Genomic DNA, 21,683 nt, shown 5'->3' with positions numbered 1-21,683 from the left:
GGGCGGCATGGCGAGTCGTCTACCGTCGGCACCGCCCGCCCTCGACGGCTACACCTACATTCGACCTCTCGGCACCGGTGGCTTTGCCGACGTCTTCCTGTTCGAACAGAACATGCCCAGGCGCTCCGTCGCGGTGAAGGTGCTGCTGCGCGACATCGTCGATACCGACGTACTGCGCATGTTCAATGCCGAAGCGGATGTCATGGCTCGGCTCAGCTCGCATCCGTCGATCCTCACCGTCTACAACGCCAGCATCTCGGCCGACGGTCGACCTTACCTGGTGATGGAATTCTGCCCGAGCTCACTCGGCAATAGGTTCCGACGTGAGATCCTGCCCGTCGCCGAAGTCTTGAACCTGGCGGTGAAGATCGCGTGTGCCCTGGAGACGGCCCACCGTACGGGAGTATTGCACCGCGATATCAAGCCTTCCAACATTCTCACCACCTCGTTCGGCACGCCGGTTCTCGCTGACTTCGGCATCGCAACATCACTGGCCTCCTCGCAACAGGAGCAGCTTTTCGCCATGTCAGTGCCGTGGAGTGCGCCGGAAGTCATCAAGGAAGAAACAACCGGGACTGTGCAGACGGAGGTCTGGGCGCTCGGTGCCACCATCTACTCGTTCCTCACCGGGCGATCGCCGTTCGAAGCAGTCGACGGGGGAGCGAACTCCAGCCAACACATTCGGCAACGCATCCTGCGAGCGAAATACACGCCGATCGGGCGACCAGACGTCTCTCCGACGTTGGAGCAGATTCTCGCGCGCTCCATGAGCAAAGATCCAGCGGATCGCCAGTCAAGCCTGCTGGAGTTCGCCGAAGACCTGCAGCATGCGCAATACGAGATGGGCATTCAACCGACAGTTCTCGAGGTTGCCGTCGATGAGTGGGCAGCAGCGGGCGCACCGATTGACTTCGACAACGTGAGCGTGCGCGGACCCATCAGATCGGCGGTCGCTGTGGCGTCGCCGCGTGCCGGCCGCCGCGCGGCAGCTCCCCTCGTGCGGTCCCTGACAGACGACGGCACCAGGCATGCGCTCGCCACTCGGCCGCGCCGTGGGTCGAGGGCCTGGCCTGGCATCCTCATCGGTGGCGGTATCGTCGTCGGAGCTGGCGCAGCGGTAGGCGCACTTGTGTTGATGGGCGTCGTGTAGGTGGCGGGAATTCGCACAGCCAGGGAACCGCGCCGACGCTCGATCTGGGTCAAGGTCTCGGCGGTTGCCGCACTGACGGCACTGTTTGCCGGCACTGCGATCATCGCCGCCGGCTTCGACGTGAAGCAGACACCGTTGAACGGGAGTTCCATCTGGGCGTTGCAAAGCGGTGCCGGAAATCGGTACGCCAGGGTCAATACCGACCTCGGTGAACTCGACACCATTAAGAACGTGCGCAGTCCGAGCGGCCTGGTGCAGACGGACACCGCCACCATGCTGTTCACGCAGAACAACGAGAAGGTCGTTGACGTTGACGCCGCCAGGCCGGTCGACCTCGGCGATGATGCCTCTGAATATGGCAACACGCCCGCCGGCACCGTCGACGTGGTCACGTCGGCAACCCAGATCGGCTACCTGACCAGCACCGGCACCGTTTTCGTCGCCCCGATCGTGCAGGGCGCCGCGGGTTCGCCCATACAGGTCGACCCGTATGCCGACGAGGTCACTCCAGACGAGGAGGAGCCGCAACGCTACCGCAGCGATTCGATCGCGCTGGGCACGGATGGCGTGCTGTACAGCTATTCCAGTGAGGACAGGGCGGTTCTTCGCTACCAGCTCGAGTCGCACGAGGTGCTGGGCAACGACTCAGTGACATCCGCTCCAACGGATGCCGGCACTCAACTGACCGCCGTGGGAAGCACCTGGGTGCTGGCCGACAAGCCCGGCGAGAACCTCTGGATCGCAGGTGGCGACGCGGTCGAGACGCCACTGAACGAGTCGTACCTGGTGCAGAAACCCTCTGCAGCCGCCGATGTCGTTGTGATCGCCGACGACACCGGATTGTTCTCCGTCTCGCTGGATGACGGATCATTCGAGCGGATGGTGGGTGATGACGGCGCCCAGCTCGGCACCCCAGCCCGACCCACGACGTTTGATTCTGCACAGTACGCCGCCTGGCTGCCGGCCAACGGAACCGCTGGAACCCTGTGGAGCAGCACTGGCGGCGAGCAGGGGCTGGACTTCGCGGGCGCCACGCCCAGCAATGAACCGGTTCCGGTGTTCCAGGACAATGGCCAGCGCATGATCCTCAACGACACCCAGAGCGGATGGGTCTGGACCATCCCAGACGGGGCCCTCGTGCCGAGCTCGCAAAACTGGGGCATCGCCACCGAGCAGCAACAGCAGAAAGACGACAACGTCGACGACGTCGCGCAGGTCGTCGAACCGCAGGCGCCCGTCGCCGAAGCCGACAACTTCGGGGTGCGGGCCGGCGCGCTCGTGACGCTGCCGGTGCTGCTGAACGACCACGATGCGAACGACGACGTGCTCACCGTCGTTCCTGCATCGGTCACCGGTCTGGCCGCGAACGTCGGCACGCTGAGCGTCACCGACAACTCGCAGACGATTACGGTGCAGGTGGCGGCAGACGCGCGTGGCACTGCCACCTTCACCTACATGGTGACCGACGGCACCCGGCAAGACGGCCTGACCTCAACGCCAGCAACTGTCACCCTCACGGTGCACGATCCCGCCGAGAATTCCGCCCCCGCCTGGTGTGGCGTCGACGGATGCCTCCAGGACTGGCCGTCGCCAGAGGTCGCTCCAGGCGGAACCGTGAGCGTCCCGTTGCTGCCAGGGTGGGTCGACCCTGATGGCGACCCGATCTTCGTCAGAGCGGTGACAAACCAGACCGGCGTCGGATCGGTCAGCGCGACGCCGGCGGGAGTGCTGGTCTACCGGCATCCCGATCCCAGCGTGCAGGAGAACCTCACCGTCTCGATCCTGGTGACCGTCTCTGACACGTTGGGGGCGACATCTGACAAGGTGTTGACGATTCTGGTCACACAGACTCCGCGGCTGACCGTCACCCCGTTCGCCCTGGTCTCCGCCGTCGGCGAGCATCTGACCGTCGACCCGGCTGACCATCTCACAGGCGTTGACGGCGCGCACCGGATCGTCTCTGCGACGGCGCCGACGAGCGCCGACGGTGTCACGGTCGGTGTCAACAGCGGCAGCGCGACGTTTGACGTGACCGCTACGGTACCGGGCGACTACCGCGTGGAATTCACTGTCGCAGACGACTCGAACGAGGTCGTCTCGTTCGTTCGAATCCAGGTTGTGGCAGCGGATGCCGCATTGCTGTCCACCGCGCCTGTCACCGTCTTCGTGCGGCCGAGAGCCGACACCAGCGTCGACGTGTTCACGGCGGTGTCGAACCCCGCGCGCCGGGTATTGCTGCTGAGCGAGGCGTTGCCGGAACCCACGCCAGGCGCCTCCCTCGATGTCGATGTCGTCGGCCAGAGCCAGCTGCGCGTGCGCGGGACGACGGCAGACGAGCAGCCTGGACTGCTGGGCGTCGTGGGCTACACGGTCTCGGATGGCACGGGAAATCCGGCGTACACCGTGCGGGGTACCGCAACGGTGTACCTGCTCTCGGCATCCGTGCCGCAGCCGCCGATCGCCGTCAACGACAGCATCGTCGTGCGTGCTGGCGCGCAGATCGACATCCCGGTGCTGGCCAACGACGTCGCCCCCGACGGCAACGTGCTCGTACTGAACCCCGAGTCGGTGCAGAATGCCTCCGGTGAAGGCCTCGCCTTCGTCTCCGGATCAACACTGCGTTACCTCGCACCCACCGTCGCCGGACAGTACGAGCTGCGCTACACCGTGTCGATTGCCGGCTCTCCCGACCTGGTTGATGCTGCGGCCGTGGCCGTCCAGGTGTTGCCGACCGGGGAGAACCGCGCCCCGCTGCCGCACACGCTGACCGGCCGGGTGCTCTCTGGTGAGTCGATCCGCATTCCGTTCAACGCGTTCGGCGTTGACCCTGACGGTGACGATGTTGTCATCGACCGCGTCCTTGGCCAGCCGGCGAGCGGCACCGCATCGCTCTCTGCCGAGGGTGATGCCATCGTTTACAGCAGCGTCACCGGATTCAAGGGAGCCATCGAGTTTCCCTACCGCGTTCGCGATTCGGGGGGAGAGACCGGCGAGGGCCTCGTGCGCATCGGCGTGCTTGATCGCCAGTCCGACCCGAGTCCGATCACCTTCAGTGACTATGTTGAAGTGCAGGTCGGCGAGGGAAACCAAGTGGTGGTCGACCCTGCTGCGAACGATGTCGATCCAGCGGGCGGCGAGCTGGCTCTCACGGCTGTTCGACCGGATGCCGCGCCAGACAGCGCCGAATATGCGGCGCTGGTGGAGCGCATTGGGACGTTGGACGGCAACCTCGTCGTGCTGACGCCCGGTGACGAGCCTGGCACGATGACCTTCGTCTACGAGGTTAGCAATGCCCAGGGGGACATCGCCCTCGGCTTGATTGTGATGCGTATTGTGCGCAGCTCTGTTCCTGACTATCCGGTTGTCACCGACACGCTCGTCACCCTGGAGGATCGCGCGAAATTCCCCGACGGGATCGATGTTGTCACCGGAAAAGTGTCGTGGGCATCCGGCGACGTGAGCGGCCTGAAACTGAGCCTGTGGGGCACTCCGGATGGAGTGAACGTCTCAGGATGGAAGATCAGTGGCAGCGCGCCGGATGAAGGACTCTTACTTCCGTTCGCACTGACCGGCCGCAATTTCCTAGGCGAGAGCGTCACCACCTACGGGTTCGTGCGAATTCCGGCGCAGAATGCGATCATCCTGGCCCTGAAACAGGGTGGGGTGCCTCAGAAAGTCGCGGAGAAGGCATCCGTCACCTTCGATATGGCCAACCTGGTCGCGGTCCCAGCTCGGGAGACCCTGGAACTCGGGTCTACCGGGATGCGGGCGTCCGGGCAGCGAGCGGATGCCAGCTGCCGGATCGCCGGCGGAACCAGGGTCACGTACACGGCTGGTGCTGGCGCGCCATGGACGGACGCGTGCACGGTGCCGGTGCGGGTCGCGGGGCAAGACGACTACACCCAACTGCCGGTGCAGATCGCGATCGAGGCACTTGACCCGCAGCCTGAACTGCGGGCGGCGGCCGTCACGGTCAGCCCAGGGGCAGCAGCGGTGACGTACGATCTCGGCCAGATGGTGGTCTGGCCAGGAGAAAGCGAACCGGCCGCTCTCGTGTACTCCACCGAGTTCAGCGGTGACCAGTTCACGGTGGAGCAGGTGGGCGCCAGCCTGAGCATCCACGCCGCAGACAGCGCCCAGCCGGGTCGCGAGAATGCGGTGACCGTGCGGCTGAGCAGCCATCCGGATGCGGTCGCCGCCGTTCTCTCCCTCAAAGTCGGCCCTGCACCCAGCGAGCTGCCGAAGGGCGGAACCGTCGCGCAGGAATGCAGCCAGTCGGCGGGCTCCAGCTGCGTCATCGATGTCATCGGTGGCGGCGGCGAGGTCAATCTGTTTCCCGCGACACCGCTCACGCTCGTCTCCGTCTCGTCGGCCAGTACCTGTACCGGGGTGAATTTCAGCGTTGAGGGCAACAAAGTGAAGGCCAGTTGGGCTGCGGGCACCGCGGGGGGAAAGTGCCAGGCGAGCTTCGTGGTGTCTGATGCCCAGAACCGACAGAGTGCAGGGGGCCGCAACGGGTCGGTGACCGTTGACCTGCAGGGATACCCGCAGGCCCCCAGCTCGGTGACCCAGACGGCTTACGACAACGGCACGCTGACCCTCGCGGTCAACCCGAGCGGCGCAGCAAGCGCCTACCCGGCCCTGCAGGGATTCGCGATCTTCCGCGCTGGCCAGGAGGTCGGGTCGTGCGACACGTCGGGCAGCTGTGCTCCGCTGACCGGTCTGAAGAACGGCGACCGGCAGACCTATGAGGTGCGGGCGCGGAATACCGTTGGCGACTCTCCGTCTGCGGTGAGCGTGATGGCCTGGTCGTATGGCATCCCCGGCGTCGGCTCTGTCACGGCGAAGGCTGTCTTCGACCCGAAACGTACGACGGCCACCCAGGGTGCCGTCGATCTGACCATCGAGACAACGGATGCCACGACGCGCGGTTACCTGGTGAACGGTGTCCAGGAGGTTGCTGCACAGGGCAGCGGTACCACTGTTGTCCCACTCACGTTCCCGATCGGACCGGCCGCCATCAGTATCCTGCCGCTCAGCGCTGTTCAGCGCCCGCAGGGGACAGGGCCGGCCGATAAGACGGTCCAGGCCAGCGCCAGCGTCGCCGGGTCGCCCTCGATGGCGGCCACCGGCGGCGGTCTCACGGTGACGAAGAACTCCATCACGGTGAGTGCCCCGACGGTCAGCGCGAACGGCGGCACCTCGTTGCCCGTGCAGTACGCCGCGTACCTCGAGGGTGCACCGTCGCCGAGATGCACCATCGACGCCAGCGGTGGCAATCTCTCGGTGGCAGGCGGAACGACGGCGACGACGATCGGTGGTCTGAAACCAAACAAGATCTACCTGGTGAAGGCGTGCTACTCGAACAGCTTCGGTGTGGCAGAACTCGAGCTGGGCAGCGATCTCACCTGGGACGCCCCCGCAGCTCCCACGGACTACACATTTGTCATTGCTGCAGGATCGCAACGGGGCACCTTCACCGCACAGAAACCGACATCGCCGACGGGGGCGCCGGATGGATTCACCGCGGTCTTCGAGAACTTCCCGTCAGACATCTGGGGTGCGGATCCTGGCATTGGAGTGAAATTCTGCTTGACGTGGCGGCCAGACCGGTGTGGTCCGTCAAGCCTGGCCACGGCAGCGGCCACGTCACCGGCCTGGCAGACGCAGGTTGATGCTGTCACGGTAACGACGTGTGTTGTCGCCAGCCCGCTCGGACTCGGGGTCACGGGTCGTGGCGTCGGCGCCGCCGTGGCGTCGGTTACGGCTGCGGAGTTCCTGGTTCGGACTCTCATTCCCGAACCGGTGCCAGATCCGGTTCCGCCTGTCGATGAGGATGGCGTACCGGTGGTCGTGGCTCCGCCAGCGGCCGCAGAACCTAAGTATGAAGAAAAATGGGTCGCCGGTACTGTCGCCGACGGCGCAATGGTGGTGCCGACCGGAGCTATCAAGGTACGCGACGTCAGCTGGAGCGTGGACTTCGCCAGCGAAGCCCGACTGGACCCATATACGGGATCGACAGCGGCCACCGTCGCATGTGGATAACGACAACGAGAGAGACAACACCGCAATGACAATCACCCCGGAACAGTCCACCTGGTTCGCCTCGACGTTTTCGACCATGGTCGACAACGTCGAGACGGCCCTGCTTGGCAAGCGGCACGTCATTGAGCTGGCATTCACGGCAATGGTCAGCGAGGGGCACCTGTTGCTCGAAGACTTTCCGGGAACGGGCAAGACCTCTTTGGCCAGGGCCATGTCGCAGAGCGTGCAGGGTGTCAGCTCCCGCATCCAGTTCACGCCCGACCTGCTGCCAGGTGACGTGACGGGCATCACGGTGTACGACCAGAAGAAGGGCGAGTTCGAATTTCACAGCGGACCGATCTTCGCGAACGTCGTGCTTGCCGATGAGATCAACCGGGCGAGTCCGAAGACCCAGTCAGCGCTTCTCGAAGCGATGGAGGAAGGCAAAGTGACCGTCGATGGCGTGACCCGCTCGACCGGCACTCCGTTCCTCGTGATCGCCACGCAGAACCCGATCGAGCAAGCCGGAACCTACCGGCTGCCGGAGGCCCAGCTCGACCGGTTCATGATGAAGACGTCGCTGGGCTACCCAGACATCGCCAGCACAATTCGCATTCTCGAGGGAACGAGCGAGGTGCACCACGACCTGCAGCCCGTCATCACCCCGCAGGCACTCGTTGGCATGAGTGACCTGGCCAGGTCGGTCTTTGTGAACCCGCTGCTGTTCGACTACATCGCGCGCATCGTCGAGGCAACCCGCAGCGCACGCCAGGTGCGTATGGGCGTGAGCGTGCGCGGTGCCAGGGCGTTGACCAAGGCGTCGAAGACGTGGGCGGCAGCGCGGGGAAGAACCTACGTCACTCCCGATGACATCAAGGGCCTGGCAGAGCAGGTGCTGGCGCACCGCATAGTGCTCGACCCTGAGGCGGAATTCGACGGTGTCACCGCCAGCGCCGTGATCGGTCAAATTCTGCTCGACATCGTGCCGCCCAGCCGAAGCGACCTGATGTGACGCTCGACAGCGAGTCGCGGATATCGCACACCGCAACATCCACTGGCACATCGACGCACACGCGCTACTCGACGACACGGTCGAGTGCGCTTGTCGGCGCTGTCGTGTGGTGGGTGAGCGCCTGGCGGCGCATCAAGCGGCAGGGGCAGGCTGCGGTGCGCTGGTTAGGCGAAACCGTTACACCGGCCGGGTGGGTCGTGGTCGCCGTTGTGCTTCTCCTTCCGCTCGGGCTGACGTTCGGCTGGGCCGAGTTCATCGTCGCGGGCATTGTCGGCACTGCATTGTTGCTGATCGCGCTGCCGTTCCTGCTTGGCGGGCGCGCCTACAGTGTGGACTTCACCCTTCCTGTTGATCGGGTCGTCGCGGGAGGCGAGGTCACCGGCGCGCTGAGGGTGACGAACATTTCCGGGCGTCTTGAGCTGCCCGGTCGCATTGATGTGCCGATCGGCCAGGGTCTCAGCGACGTGCATGTGCCGCTTATGCGTGCGGGCGCCATCCACGAAGAAGTGGTCGTCGTTCCCGCGTACCGCCGCGGGGTGATCGATGTCGGCCCCGTCACGACGGTGCGCACCGACCCGCTCGGCGTGCTGAAGCGTGAGGTGTCGTGGGCCGATATCCACCGTCTCTACGTTCATCCGGTCACGGTGCCGATTCCGAGCACCAGCGCCGGGTTCGTGCGGGACCTTGAGGGGAACCCGACAAGCGATATCGTCGACTCTGACATTTCCTTCCACGCCATCCGCGAATACGCCTCTGGCGACGGCCAGCGCAATATCCACTGGAAGTCAACCGCCAAGACCGGCACGCTCATGGTGCGCCAGTTCGAGGAGAGTCGGCGCTCGCGGCTTGCCATCGCGCTCAGCCTTCGTGCCGACGAATACGGTTCAGACGACGAATTCGAGATGGCCGTGAGCGCGGCGGGGTCACTGGGCGTGCGCGCCATTCGAGACGGCAGGGATGTGACGGCGTTTGCCAGTGAGGACATTCCGGAGTTCGTGCGTGGCGCCATCCGCTCGATCCGGACCCTTAACGTGGTGTCAACCCGCACCCTGCTCGACGACCTCAGCGAAATCGCATCCACCCAGAATGCGATGGCGATCGAGGACGTGTGCATGCTGGCCTCACAGGCGATTCCCGACATCTCGATCGCGTTCGTCATCTGTGGGTCGACGATGACCGCCGCCCGGCTCCACGCACTGACGCTCAAATTTCCGATGTCGGTATCGATCGTGGCCGTGTTGTGTGACCCGACGGCGGAACCCTCGTTTCGCGATCTCGCCGGAACTGGCGTGCTGACCATCGCCGTTCTCGACGATTTCCGTTCGCTGCTCGCAAGGCGGGCCGGCTGATGCGCCAGGGAAGACGCCGGAAGCCGCGTTTCGGGTCGCATTCCGAGCTTCGGTCCGACTCACGCGCAGAGCTGCGTCGCTGGGCCTCGCCAGAGCCGCCCGCCTTCTTGCTGATGAACGCGCTGTTCGTGTTCGGCATGATCGGGGTAGGCCTCTGGGCGGCGTGGCCCATCTACCAGGGGGCTCACTTCTTCATCACAGCAGGCGTCGCCATGGGGGCTGGCAGTGCCATCGCCTGGATCGGGCTGCAACGCTCCTGGTCAGGTTTCACGCTTCTCCTGGTGACGGTGGGAGCGTACCTGCTGCTCGGTGTGCCCGCAGCCATCCCGTCGGCGTTGACGAGCATTGGGGCAGCAGGTAACGGCTTCGGCACCCTCCTCGCGGCGACGGTGCTCAGCTGGAAAGAGCTCGTCACGATCTCGATCCCGGTCGGCAGCTATCAGACCATGCTTGTTCCCCTGTTCATCCTGACGCTGGGGGCCACAACGGCGGCACTGTCGCTTGCCTGGCGGTCTGAACGGATGCACGTGCTCACCATCCCTGTCGTGCTGGCGCTGCAGCTGTTCGGGTTGCTGGCCGGACCCCGGCAGGTGAGCAGCCCGGCAGTATTCGGACCGGTAAGCGTTCCGGGGCCGCGGGAGAGCCTCATCGGTCTTTCTGCCTTTCTGCTCGCGGTTGGTTTTCTGGCCTGGCGTGCCCAGGATGCTCGGCGCTCTGCAGTGCGGCTCGCGCGGCGGGCGACGGGCGTGCGACAAATGAATAGCGGATGGTTGACCAGAGCACGCAGGGGCGGGCTCGTGGTCGGCACCCTGATTCTGGCAACCGCGCTGGCGATTCCGCTTGCGGCATCCACTGTGCGCTCGGCGGATCGGGATGTGTTGCGCACGGGAATTGACCCTGCGGTGACGTTGCGCGAATATGTCAGTCCGCTGAGCCAGTACCGCAGCTTCCTGACTGGTTCGCTCTATGACGCCACGCTGTTCTCGGTTGCCGGGGCGAGCAAGCTGTCGCGGCTGCGGCTCGCCGTCCTCAGCCACTACGACGGGCAGGTCTATCGGGTGGTGGACCCGGTGAGCGGCCAGGATGACCAGTCCACAGCCTTCGCCCGGGTGCCGAACATCCGTGTGGTTGACGGTAATGACGGTGTAGTGGCGTCGGCCACGATCACGGCCGGTGACTACGACGGCGTGTGGTTGCCGCTGGCCGGGTCAGTGACCCGGATCGATTTCGCGGGGGCCAACCGGGATTCCCTGATGGATGCCTTCTACTACAGCGGCACGACCGACGCTGGCGTGGAGCTGCGGACGCTCAGTGCCGGAGACAGCTATACCTTCGAGACGCGGATCGACGACAACGTGACACCGGTGACCGACCTGGAAGCCCCCGTCGGAGCTGAAGGCCTCGTGAACGACGACCTGATTCCCGACAGTCTTGTCGCCTGGGTGAGTGCCCAAGGTCTCGGTTCCGACGGAGCTGCACTCGCAGAGCTGATCTCACGACTTCGTGAGCGTGGTTACCTCTCCCACTCGCTCGACGCGCCGGCCGCCGATGCCGGCTGGACGAGCGATCTGGGCGGGTACACATTCGCTCCGTCACTCTCCGGACACTCTGTCGACCGAATTGACGCACTCTTCACCGCTCTGCTGACCAAGCAGAATGCACTCCAACCGGATGCCGCCACCTCTCCAGACAACACCGCACTCGTTGCCGCGGTCGGTGACGATGAGCAGTTCGCGGTCGCCGCTGCCCTGATCGCGTCGCACCTCGGATTTCCCTCACGGGTCGTGCTGGGCTTCGCACTGACGGCCGCAGCGGGAGACAGCAGCGCGATCCCGGCATGCACGGCAGGGGTGTGTGAGGGGAAGAACCTCACCGCGTGGATTGAGGTGCAGGGAACCGACGGCCGCTGGGCGCCCGTCGACGTGACTCCGCAGCATGAGCATCCGCTCTCGCCGAGCGACGATCAACTGCGCGACCCTCAGGTGCCCACAGAGGTGTTGCAGGCGGATGCGGCGGAGCAGGCGCCGCCGGAGGCCAACCCGACAGGTGGCGACGAAAAGGCGACCGAAGACAAGCCGGAGGCCGTCGACCTCAGCTGGTTGGTCGGCCTCCTCAAAATCGTCGGCATCTCGCTGCTGGTGATAATGGTCGTCCTCACTCCGTTCCTGGCGATCATCGGTGCCAAGTTCCAACGCCGCAGGGAGCGTAAGCGCGGTCGTACCAGCGCTGCTCGGATCGCGAGTGGCTGGGACGAGTACGTCGACGCGACTATCGATCACGGCATGCGCGCGCCAGGAAGCATGACCCGTACCGAGTTTGCGGCGCTCCAGGGCAGCGAAGGCAGCGGGATGCTTGCAACGTTGGCCGATGAAGCGGTCTTCGGGCCGGTGCCACCGGCACCTGCGGACAGCGACGCGTTCTGGGCGCTGGTTGACGCTGAGCGAGCGGCTCTCCGGCGTGACGCGACGAAACGCAAGCGCCTGAAGGCAGCAATTTCCGTGCGGTCATTCGCGCGGGCCATTCGCTAGGTGTCATATCTGCGGCGCCCCTTCCGCTGGTTGAGGAGGCCGCCAGGCCGTCTCGAAACCTCGTGGCCACATCCAGAGACGCAAGAGGTTGGCGCGTTCGGCTACAGTGGACTCGGTTTGGTCAGGGATGCCGCACCGAGCATCGAAATGGGGGAGCGCTCGTCTCAGACGCGCGCGAGGTAACAATGGACAATGCAGGCGGAATGATCATGGGCGGCCTCGCCGTCATCGTGGGGCTCGGTATCGGCTACTACATCTGGATCGCGATCGTGCTCAGCGCGGCCTTCAGGCGGCGTGGCGAAAAGACGTGGACGGCCTGGGTGCCGATCATGAACGCCGTTGCCCTCCACCAGATCGGTGGCCATTCCAAGCTCAGGGCTGGCGCGAACGGGCATGCTCGCGAAAGTGAACCTGTTCCGTTGATTGTGCCTTCCCGCCCGCCCGTTGCGTGGGTCGACCGCCCAATCTCGGTGCATGACCTGCCGGTCTCATCGTTCCCGAACGGCCAATCACTTCCACCGGCGCCATTCGGGTTGAGCGCTCCGGTGGCCGGCACCCCTCCCACTGCCTCAGCCGCCCCGGCGCCTGTGGGATACAGCCCATGGGCTCCGCCGATCGACACCATTCCCGGCCTCGTTATGGCTGACAATGCGAAGCCCAGCGCTGCGACGCCCGACCCGTCGAGTTCTGACCACTCGAATGCGGACCACTCGAATTCTGACTACTCGAATTCTGACCAGTGGAATTCTGATCGCGCCTCCGCCATCGCGGACGGCGAAACCATCATCACCGGGCACGCACCCGCCTCCGATGACGTACCCGACAGCGATGACGCCTTCGATGCCACGGTAGTCGCGGCGCGACGCGTGCAGCCCTGGATCTTCGAAACTGACGGAGCACAGAAAGTGGTGTTGACGAAACCTCTCGTGTTGCTCGGTCGAAACCCCTCACGCGGTCCGCTGCACGACGAGGCCCAGCTGATCAGCGTCACCGATGCCGGCAAGACGGTATCGAAGACGCACGCCCAGATTGAACTCGTCGGGACCACCTGGACTATCACGGACCTGCACTCGACGAACGGCGTCATCTTGAAGGGGCAGGGCGGGCTGGACATCGAGCTCGAAGCCGGTGCCAGCGCTGATCTGACCGAGGAATTCATTCTGGGAGAGTTGCCGGCGCGGATCTACCAGGAGCGGAAGTAGACATGGTGTTCAGTCCCACGGAGCACACCTCTGCCGTCAGTCTCTCCGTGGGCTTTCGTACCGATGTCGGGCACAGGCGGGCCGCCAATGAAGACGCAGTGTTGGCATCCGCCCCCGTGTTTATCGTCGCAGACGGCATGGGCGGCCATGAAGCCGGCGATCGTGCGAGCGAGGCCGTCGTCGCGGAGTTTCGTACGCTGGCCGGCCGGGGGAACATCGCGGTTGATGAGGTCGCTGCGGTGGTCGACAGGGCGCACGCGGCCGTGCAGGTGATCGCGGATGGAACAACGCGCGGCGCAGGCAGCACAGTGACCGGAATCGTTTTGGTTACCCAGAACGACAGGCCCTGCTGGTTGGTGCTCAACATTGGCGACTCGCGGGTGTATCGGCTCGTCGGCACATCACTTGTGCAGTTGACCGTCGATCACTCGCTTGCGCAAGAGCGTGTTGCGGCTGGCACGATGAGAGCTGATGAAGTTGCCACCTATTCACGCCGCAACGTCATCACCAGGGCAGTCGGCGCACCCGATAGCCCCGCGGACTATTGGCTGTACCCGGTGACCACCGGTGAGCGGCTTCTGGTCTGCTCAGACGGGCTGACCGGCGAACTGAGTGATGAGTCGATTCGAGCCGGGCTGACTCTGGGTGGTGGCACAGAACAGACTGCAGACCTCTTACTCACTCAGGCTCTCGAGCGCGGGGGACGAGACAACATCTCCATCATCGTCGTCGACGTCGTTGCCGGCGGGGAATCGGGTCAGGAGGGAGCGTCGACCACGTCGCTCCTGAATGCTGACGACGACACCGCCGATGTGCGGCTGGATGACACGGCGGAAATCCCCGGACGAAGGGGGCGACCCCGTGCTGCCCGATGATGACACTCGCCGGGTGGGCGCCGCTGACGACACCGACACCGGCGACACCGACACCGGCGACACCGACACCGGCGACACCGATACCGACGCCGACGACGCCGACACCCGGTTGGTTCGCCGGGCGGCAGACCTTGACGATGCCACCCGCATGGTTCGCAAGACAGACCCAGACAATGCCACCCGGCGGGTCGCTCGCGAGAGCGATGAGACCAGGATTGTCAGCCGAGAAGAATCCGACGAGACGCGGATCGTCAGCCAGCGACCACCGCAGGCAGGTCGCTCGGCAGTACACGCCGATATCCTCGCGCACACCCATCGGCAGCCGGAGACTCCTCTTGGCTCCACCGCCCGCTATGGGGTTCGCGCGCCGAGCGTCCACACAACGCCCGTTCACCGAGTGGACCACTCCGCCGACGATCCAGTCGTCGTACTCCCGCGCAGCGCGGAAGAAATCCGACGCGCGGGTTCCGCGCGTGCGCGAGGCCGGAGTCTGGTCGCCGTAAGCGTCGTCGTCGGTACCACGGTGATTGTCGCGGTTGCGGCCGTCGCCGCCATCGTGTTCGTCGTTGGCCTGTAGCGACGACGTCGTCCGCCGTGTAGCGGCCGTTGGCGCACAAAAGCGGATGCTGCGCAGCCCCGCGTGCTGCAGGCGGGGCGCAGCGATCGCAACGCTAAGGTGGACGGGATCCCGAGGAAGGCGCTCCCGATGAGTACAGAGAATTCACCGATCACCCCTGATTCACGGAAGCGTCGTGGCTGGGCGTTGCTCGCTATTTTTGCCAGCGTGCTGGTCGTGGTGATTCTGGTGGTTCTCGTGGTGTGGCGCGGGGGAGCTGAGGTTCCGAGCGCGAGCGGTTCCACCGATCGCCCGCAGCCGAGCGAGACGCAGGCACCGATCGCAGTAAGCAGCACCCCTACTCCGACCGCAACGGATGCCGCCCCTGCCGATTCCCGGATCCCCGCCGACTGCGAGCAGCTCTACACGACCGACTGGGCGGCATCCCTCGGGCCTGTGTTGGTACTGAACCCGGCCTGGACGAAGGACAGTCCCGCCAGCGAAGCCCGCGGATCCAACGACAGCGGGCTGATGACGCAGCTCGCCGCCACCACCCTGCTGACCTGCCATTGGGCGAAGCCCGCGGGTGGTAGTGACCTCGGTCTCGTCACAAACGTTGCGGCACTCACGGACGAGCAGCAGGCGAGCCTCACTGCCTACATCGGCGGGATTGGCTACACCTGTTATGACGAGCTCGACGGCTTGCGGTGCGTCAACGAGAGGAGCGACGACGGTGCGGCATGGGGAGAATCGCACTTCATCCGTGACGGGATCTGGCTCGCGACGCGGTGGATCAACGTGAGCCCTGACGGCTACACGCATGACATGGTCACGACGATCTTCGGCACCGCGTAGCGGTAGCGCTCCGACCGCGGCGGCGTCAGGAAATCGCGGCCGTTACGAGTTCGGCGACGCGCTTCTCCACCACGGGGCTCCACGTGTGGAGCGCGAACGACACCGGCCAGATCTCGCCGTCGTCGAGGTGTGCGGCATCCTGAAACTCCAGGGTTGAGTAGCGGGTGCTGAACTTGCCCGCGTTCTTGAAGGCGAAGACGACCTTGCCATCCGCGTCCGTGTACGCGGGCATCCCATACCAGGTCTTGGGTGACAGCTCTGGGGCGTTGGCTGTAGTCACCATGTGTACGCGTTCGGCAAGTGCGCGATCGTCTGGCGCCATCTTGGCGATGGCATCGAGGACCGCCTGCAGTCCGTCTGCTTTCTTGGCGCCCGTCCTGCCTTCGGCGCGCAGCTCTGCAGCGCGCTGCTTGATTGCGGCGTGCTCCGCTGCGGTGAAACCGGTGGATTCGGCGGTGGCATCTTTCGTGAGCATGGTGGGCTCTCCTTCGTGATGGGCGCTTACGTTTCACCCGGATGTGCGGGGCCAACGTGGTCGCCCTCTGTTGTTGTTGACAGGCTAAGCCGGAGCGCACGTGGGGTGCTTCTCCATTCCTGCTCGGTTCGAATCCTCACATCGACGAGTCACTCCAGTCCCACCAGCCACTTCGGCAACAGCAGTAACAGCAATCACGTCTGTCCCACCCGTCACTTTCACCCCCTGATCGGGGTCCTATTGGAGACGTGTCCGCCAGAGCTACGCTCGGCTGTTACTTAACTCCGTGGTTTCTTAACTTCGCGTTTCGTAACGGCAACGGCCTCGGGTGGCCTGCTTACCCAGCATTCGTGCTGGCCCCCGATGGTCACCGAAAGCAGCTCTCTTCCCGGGGGAGGATCGCATGGCAACACTCACCGAAATCCTGATTCTGCACGGCCTACTGCCCATTGAGCATCTCGATACGCTCATGTCCGGTGACCCGGCAGACGAAAGCGCTGTGCGCACCCTCGTTGATTCGGGGGTGATTACCGAGATGCAGTTCGCGAAGGCGCGCGCCGCGCAGGCCAACCTGCCGTTCGTTGAACTGATGGAATACCCCGTTGACCGCATTGCGGTCGCGCTGGTCAGCGCTGCGGTATGCCGCCGCCACGAGATTATCCCCATCGGCATAGACCAGGGCAGGCTTCTCCTGGCCATGGTCGACCCCGGCAACGTCTTCGCTATCGACGATGTGCGAGCTGCCGCCCACATGCCGGTCTACCCCATCGTTGCCGAACGTGCCGACCTCCTGGCCGCAATCGCTCGCTACCACCGCGCCGACGACGAGCTCAGCAACCTCACCAGCACCCTCGAAGAAGAGAGTGCCCCTGCGGAGACAACCACCTTCGGCAACACGGACTCCGTCGACGACGACGCTCCCATTGTGCGGTTCGTGAACCTGCTGGTGAGCCAGGCCATCCAGGACAAGGCATCCGATATCCACATCGAGCCGGCCGAACACGATATGCGCGTGCGCTACCGTATCGACGGCGTACTGCACGAAATGCAGAGCGCACCCAAGAGCATCCAGAATGGCGTGATTTCGCGTCTCAAGATCATGAGCGATATCGATATCGCCGAGCGGCGGAAGCCCCAGGACGGCCGCATGTCGGTCAGTCACGGTGGCCGCAAGATCGACCTCCGCGTCGCGACCCTGCCGACGGTCTGGGGTGAGAAAGTTGTCATGCGAATCCTCGACAACTCGAACACCAGCCTCAACGTGCGCGATCTGGCCCTGCTCGAGCGCAACTTCGAGGCGTACAAGACCTCGTACACCAAGCCATACGGCATGATCCTGGTCACCGGCCCGACCGGGTCTGGCAAGTCGACCACGCTGTACACGACGCTAGGCGCGGTCGCCAGGCCGGAGATCAACGTCATCACGGTTGAGGACCCGGTCGAGTACCGCATGAAGGGCATCAACCAGGTGCAGGTGAACCCCAAAGCCGGGCTCACCTTCGCCAGTGCGCTGCGCTCCATTCTGCGAAGCGACCCCGACGTCGTGCTGCTCGGTGAGATCCGTGACCACGAGACAGCGCAGATCGCCATCGAAGCATCGCTCACCGGCCACCTCGTGCTCTCGACGCTGCACACCAATGACGCACCAAGCGCCATCACCCGTCTGACCGAGATGGACATCGAACCCTTCCTGGTCGGCTCAGCACTGGATTGCGTTGTCGCCCAGCGACTGGCTCGACGGCTGTGCGACCGGTGCAAGCAGCCCGCGGCGATCGACCCCGAGTACCTCACCAGGCTGCGGTTTTCCTACGATCCCTACCTGCCGCTGCCCACGGTGTACCAGCCGGTCGGCTGCACAAACTGTTCGAACACGGGCTACCGCGGTCGAATCGCCGTTCACGAGGTGATGACCGTCAGTGAAGAGATTGAGCGGATGGCCGTTGCCCGAGCTTCCAGCGCCGAAATCGGCCGCACCGCCCGCGAGCAAGGCATGATCACCCTCCGCGAAGACGGCTGGGAAAAGGTAAAGATGGGCCTCACGTCCATCGAAGAGATTTTGCGCGTGGTTGCATAGTGCCCGCCGCGAACGAATGGGGAGCCAATATGGACAAGCCTATTTTCGAGATTCCACTCACTCCTCCCGGGGATGACGCAGACGGCTGGTCCCCCGTGCCAGCCGCGGGGCCGTCGCACACCCCACAGAACACGGATGCCGCGTCGCCGTTCGACTCGATCCTGTTCGACCCGCAGGCGTCTGGCCTTACTGCACCTGGCCTCACGCCACCCGGACTCACGCCGCCGGCACCGGCCGACGAGTCGGATGTGCCGGCCGGCATCGAGATGTTCCGTGACTTGTTCTCGCCGGATTCAACGTCGGCTGATGAGCCGCCAACGCTAACCCCGCCGACCTTCGACCCTGCTGCCTTTGGCGCCCCGGCGGCAGACGCGGCAGCGTTCGAGGCGCCCTCGTACTCTGTTCCGCCTGTAGGTGCCCCTGCGTTCGGGGGAGTGCCGCTCAACCCTGAGGTCTCAGCCGCGCTGACCCCTCCGACGTTGTTCTTCCCACCTGCCCTGGTACCGCCGACATTCGAGCCGCAGGATGCCGATGTGTCGCCCGCCGACGCCGCCGAAGCCGACTTCGCCGACACGACCACTGCCACCTGGGCGCTCGACGCAGAGGGCGCTGACTCGTTCGTTCCTGACATCTACGCGCCCCCGCTCACTCAGCCGACGTACGAGATCGATGACTACGTACTGCCGGCACCGACGCAGGTGTTTTCACTCGACAACTTCAGCGCACCTGCCGACATCGACGCACCCAGCGGCGAGTTCAACCCGCCAACGACGTTGCTTCCCGAAATTCACCCCGATTCAGCGGCAGCACAGCTCGCCGCAGAGGCGGCCGCCATCTTCGGTTCGGCGACAGCCGTGCCGCTCCCTCTGGATGCGTACGTCATCCCCGGTCCCGACGTGCTGTCAGCTGCGTCACACGACCTGCCGACGGAAGCAATCGACATCGTGGGCGAGGCATTCGCCCTCCCGGTCTCGGCTCCGCCGGCATCCGACTTCGACACACCGCGCTTGGTTCCGGCAGGTCGTCGCGCGGCTGCCCCGTCAGAGGTGGCGATGGAGGCGATGAGCGCCCCAATTGCTCAACTCAAGACGGACGAGTCACTGACCGAGACCGAACGCTTGGCCTTCGGCGGCGCCGACCTCGATCTCATTCGCGCCCTGGAAACCGTCGTGCTGCAGGGGGCGTCCGACTTGCATGTGACAGCAGGAGCGCCGCCGAGCCTCCGCGTCGACGGCAGCCTCCGCCCCATTGAGGGCGAAGCGCGCTGGATGCCGGAAAAGGTCACGTCCGCCCTCCACAGTCTCCTCACTGACGATCAGCGGGAGCACTTTGAACGAGAGCTCGAACTCGACTTTGCGTACACCGCGGGCCGAGCGAGATTCCGTGTCAACTATTACCAGCAGCGCAACACAATCGGTGCTGCCTTCCGACTGATTCCGCAGGAGATCAAGCAGCTCGGGGATCTCGGGGTGCCGGATTCAATCGGGCAGTTTGCGCAGCTTCCGCGCGGCCTGGTGCTGGTCACCGGCCCCACAGGGTCGGGCAAGTCGACCACACTCGCGGCGCTCATCGACCTCGCCAACCGCACCAGGACAGACCACATTGTCACGGTCGAAGACCCGATCGAGTTCCTGCACAAACACCAGCTCTCGCTGGTGAACCAGCGTGAGGTCGGCCACGACACGCACAGCTTCTCGGCTGCGCTCAAGCACGTGCTTCGGCAGGACCCCGACATCATCCTCATCGGTGAGCTTCGCGACCTGGAGACCATCTCCGTTGCGCTGACCGCAGCCGAGACCGGCCACCTCGTCTTCGCTACCCTGCACACCCAGGATGCCGCGCAGACCATCGACCGTGTCATCGACGTTTTCCCGCCGCACGCCCAGGACCAGGTGCGAGCGCAGCTCGCCGCGACCCTGCAGGGCGTGGTCTGCCAGACCCTGGTCAAGAAGGCCAACGGCCGGGGACGCGTCGTCGCCACCGAGGTGCTCATCACCACGCCGGCCATCGCCAACCTCATCCGTGAGGGCAAGACGTACCAGATCTCCTCGATGATGCAGGCCGGCCGGGATTCCGGCATGCACACCATGGATCAGCACCTGGCCGACCTCGTCGACTCCGGTCAAATCACGCGCAAGGCTGCCGAGGAGAAAGCCCATGACCCCGAGGGTCTGAGCCAGCTGATCCACCGAGTGGAGTCGCCCACGGAGGCATCCGCTCGTGCAATCGCGGCCAGCGGTATCGACTTCGGGGATTCGTACTCGCAGGTGGCGCGCTAGTGGCCACTGCGCAGGCCTACGCGTACGTCGGGCGGGATACCAAGGGCAAGACAGTCAAGGGCAAAGTGGATGCCTCCAGCGAGTCTGCTGTCGCCTCACGCCTGAACACCATGGGCATTTCACCCATCTCGATCACGGAGTCGGCGGACGGGACAGGTCTCAACAAGGAAATCAGTATCCCGGGCTTCAGCAAGGGAGTTGGTCTGAAAGACCTCGCCATCATGAGCCGCCAGATGGCGACCATGATCGGGTCTGGGTTGTCGCTGTTGCGTACGCTCAACATTCTCGCGGGGCAGACCGAGAGCAAACCGCTGGCCAGGATTCTGGCCAAGGTGCGCGACGACGTCGAAACCGGAACCTCGGTTTCGGACGCCTTCGCAAAGCACAGCAAGGACTTCCCGCCGATCATGATCAACATGGTGCGGGCGGGTGAGACCGGCGGTTTCCTCGACGGCGCACTTGAGTCGATTGCGCAGAACTTCGAGAAGGAAGTGAAGCTGCGGAACACGATCAAGTCGGCGATGACCTACCCCATCATCGTGCTGCTCATGTCGCTGGGTGCGGTACTCATCATGCTCATCTTCATCGTCCCGATCTTTGAGGAGATGTTCTCCGGCATGGGCGGTGGCCTGCCGTTGCCGACCCAAATCCTGGTGACACTGTCAAAGTCGATGGTGTTCGTGGTTCCGGTGCTGCTCGTAGTGGGCATCGCGTTTGCCGTGTGGTGGAGCAAAAACAAGAACACGCTCAAGGTGCGGCAGTTCAAAGACCCGATCATGCTCAAACTGCCGGTTTTCGGATCTCTACTCAAGAAGATCGCGGTCGCCCGGTTTGCGCGCAACTTCTCAAACATGATTGGCGCCGGCGTCCCCATCTTGCAGGCGCTCAAGATCGTGGGGGAGACGTCTGGCAACTGGGTGATCGAGAACGCACTCAACGAAGTCGCGGAATCAGTGCGGCAGGGGCAATCGATCTCGGCGCCGCTGCTTGCCCAGCCGGTCTTTCCGCCGATGGTCACCCAGATGATTGCCGTCGGTGAGGATGCTGGCTCCCTGGAACTGATGCTGAACAAGATCGCGGACTTCTACGACGATGAGGTGCAGGCGGCCACGGAGCAGCTCACGGCGGCAATCGAGCCGCTCATGATCGCGTTCCTTGGTGTGATTATCGGCGGCATGGTCATCGCGCTTTACATGCCGATCTTCGGTATCGCCACCGCGATCAAATAGGTTGCGGAGAATGTGGCACGATTCCTGACCACCCAAACGCTACAAGTTGTCCCCTGCAATGGGGGCGTAAATGCG

At 64.5% G+C, this 21,683-nt stretch carries 13 protein-coding genes; 12 read left to right on the top strand and 1 reads right to left on the bottom strand.

Translation table 11 applies throughout. The features are described 5' to 3' along the window. Positions 1 to 7: 7 nt before the first annotated feature. The 9 genes from AC25Z0_RS09155 to AC25Z0_RS09115 all read left to right on the top strand — a co-directional run bounded on the left by AC25Z0_RS09155 (position 8) and on the right by AC25Z0_RS09115 (position 15,551). The gene (locus AC25Z0_RS09155) at positions 8 to 1,150 is read left to right on the top strand and encodes a serine/threonine-protein kinase (protein ID WP_488132958.1); all 1,143 of its coding nucleotides are present in this window, start codon (positions 8 to 10) and stop codon (positions 1,148 to 1,150) included. Next, positions 1,151 to 7,195 carry an Ig-like domain-containing protein gene (locus tag AC25Z0_RS09150; RefSeq protein WP_488132957.1) on the top strand — a complete coding sequence of 2,015 codons (6,045 nt, stop codon included), beginning with the start codon at positions 1,151 to 1,153 and terminating at the stop codon, positions 7,193 to 7,195. A 25-nt stretch (positions 7,196 to 7,220) separates the two neighbouring features. Then, positions 7,221 to 8,186, top strand: coding sequence for an AAA family ATPase (locus AC25Z0_RS09145; protein WP_488120554.1), 966 nt, complete (start codon positions 7,221 to 7,223; stop codon positions 8,184 to 8,186). Continuing rightward, the gene (locus AC25Z0_RS09140) at positions 8,183 to 9,535 is read left to right on the top strand and encodes a DUF58 domain-containing protein (RefSeq protein ID WP_488120555.1); all 1,353 of its coding nucleotides are present in this window, start codon (positions 8,183 to 8,185) and stop codon (positions 9,533 to 9,535) included. Before AC25Z0_RS09145 ends, AC25Z0_RS09140 begins: the two co-directional genes overlap by 4 nt. After that, positions 9,535 to 12,063, top strand: coding sequence for a transglutaminase TgpA family protein (locus tag AC25Z0_RS09135; RefSeq protein WP_488132956.1), 2,529 nt, complete (start codon positions 9,535 to 9,537; stop codon positions 12,061 to 12,063). Before AC25Z0_RS09140 ends, AC25Z0_RS09135 begins: the two co-directional genes overlap by 1 nt. A gap of 185 nt (positions 12,064 to 12,248) precedes the next feature. After that, entirely contained in the window at positions 12,249 to 13,265 is a 1,017-nt protein-coding gene (locus tag AC25Z0_RS09130) for an FHA domain-containing protein (protein WP_488120557.1), read from the top strand. Positions 13,266 to 13,267: 2 nt separating this feature from the next. Continuing rightward, positions 13,268 to 14,140 (top strand): PP2C family protein-serine/threonine phosphatase, encoded by an 873-nt coding sequence (locus tag AC25Z0_RS09125; RefSeq protein WP_488120558.1) that lies wholly within the window; start codon positions 13,268 to 13,270, stop codon positions 14,138 to 14,140. Beyond that, positions 14,127 to 14,717: a hypothetical protein gene (locus AC25Z0_RS09120; RefSeq protein WP_488132955.1), complete on the top strand. Its 591-nt coding sequence runs from the start codon at positions 14,127 to 14,129 to the stop codon at positions 14,715 to 14,717. Before AC25Z0_RS09125 ends, AC25Z0_RS09120 begins: the two co-directional genes overlap by 14 nt. A 129-nt stretch (positions 14,718 to 14,846) precedes the next feature. Next, a complete protein-coding gene (locus AC25Z0_RS09115; RefSeq protein WP_488132954.1) occupies positions 14,847 to 15,551 on the top strand; it encodes a hypothetical protein in 705 nt (234 codons plus the stop codon). Between the two features lie 25 nt (positions 15,552 to 15,576). Here AC25Z0_RS09115 and AC25Z0_RS09110 read toward each other — a convergent pair whose 3' ends face one another. Then, positions 15,577 to 16,026 carry an iron chaperone gene (locus AC25Z0_RS09110; RefSeq protein ID WP_488132953.1) on the bottom strand — a complete coding sequence of 150 codons (450 nt, stop codon included), beginning with the start codon at positions 16,024 to 16,026 and terminating at the stop codon, positions 15,577 to 15,579. 403 nt (positions 16,027 to 16,429) lie between these two features. Here AC25Z0_RS09110 and AC25Z0_RS09105 point away from each other — a divergent pair, with 403 nt between their 5' ends. From AC25Z0_RS09105 to AC25Z0_RS09095, 3 genes are read left to right on the top strand one after another with little or no spacing between them, the layout of a single operon-like run. After that, positions 16,430 to 18,100, top strand: coding sequence for a GspE/PulE family protein (locus AC25Z0_RS09105; protein ID WP_488132952.1), 1,671 nt, complete (start codon positions 16,430 to 16,432; stop codon positions 18,098 to 18,100). A 29-nt stretch (positions 18,101 to 18,129) separates the two neighbouring features. Continuing rightward, a complete protein-coding gene (locus AC25Z0_RS09100) occupies positions 18,130 to 20,379 on the top strand; it encodes a type IV pilus twitching motility protein PilT (protein ID WP_488132951.1) in 2,250 nt (749 codons plus the stop codon). Further along, positions 20,379 to 21,608: a type II secretion system F family protein gene (locus AC25Z0_RS09095; RefSeq protein WP_488132950.1), complete on the top strand. Its 1,230-nt coding sequence runs from the start codon at positions 20,379 to 20,381 to the stop codon at positions 21,606 to 21,608. Before AC25Z0_RS09100 ends, AC25Z0_RS09095 begins: the two co-directional genes overlap by 1 nt. The last annotated feature ends 75 nt before the right edge of the window (positions 21,609 to 21,683 follow it).

It is taken from the genome of Leifsonia sp. Y862, from assembly GCF_057669585.1.
This window is presented reverse-complemented; position numbering and strand designations above follow the sequence as displayed.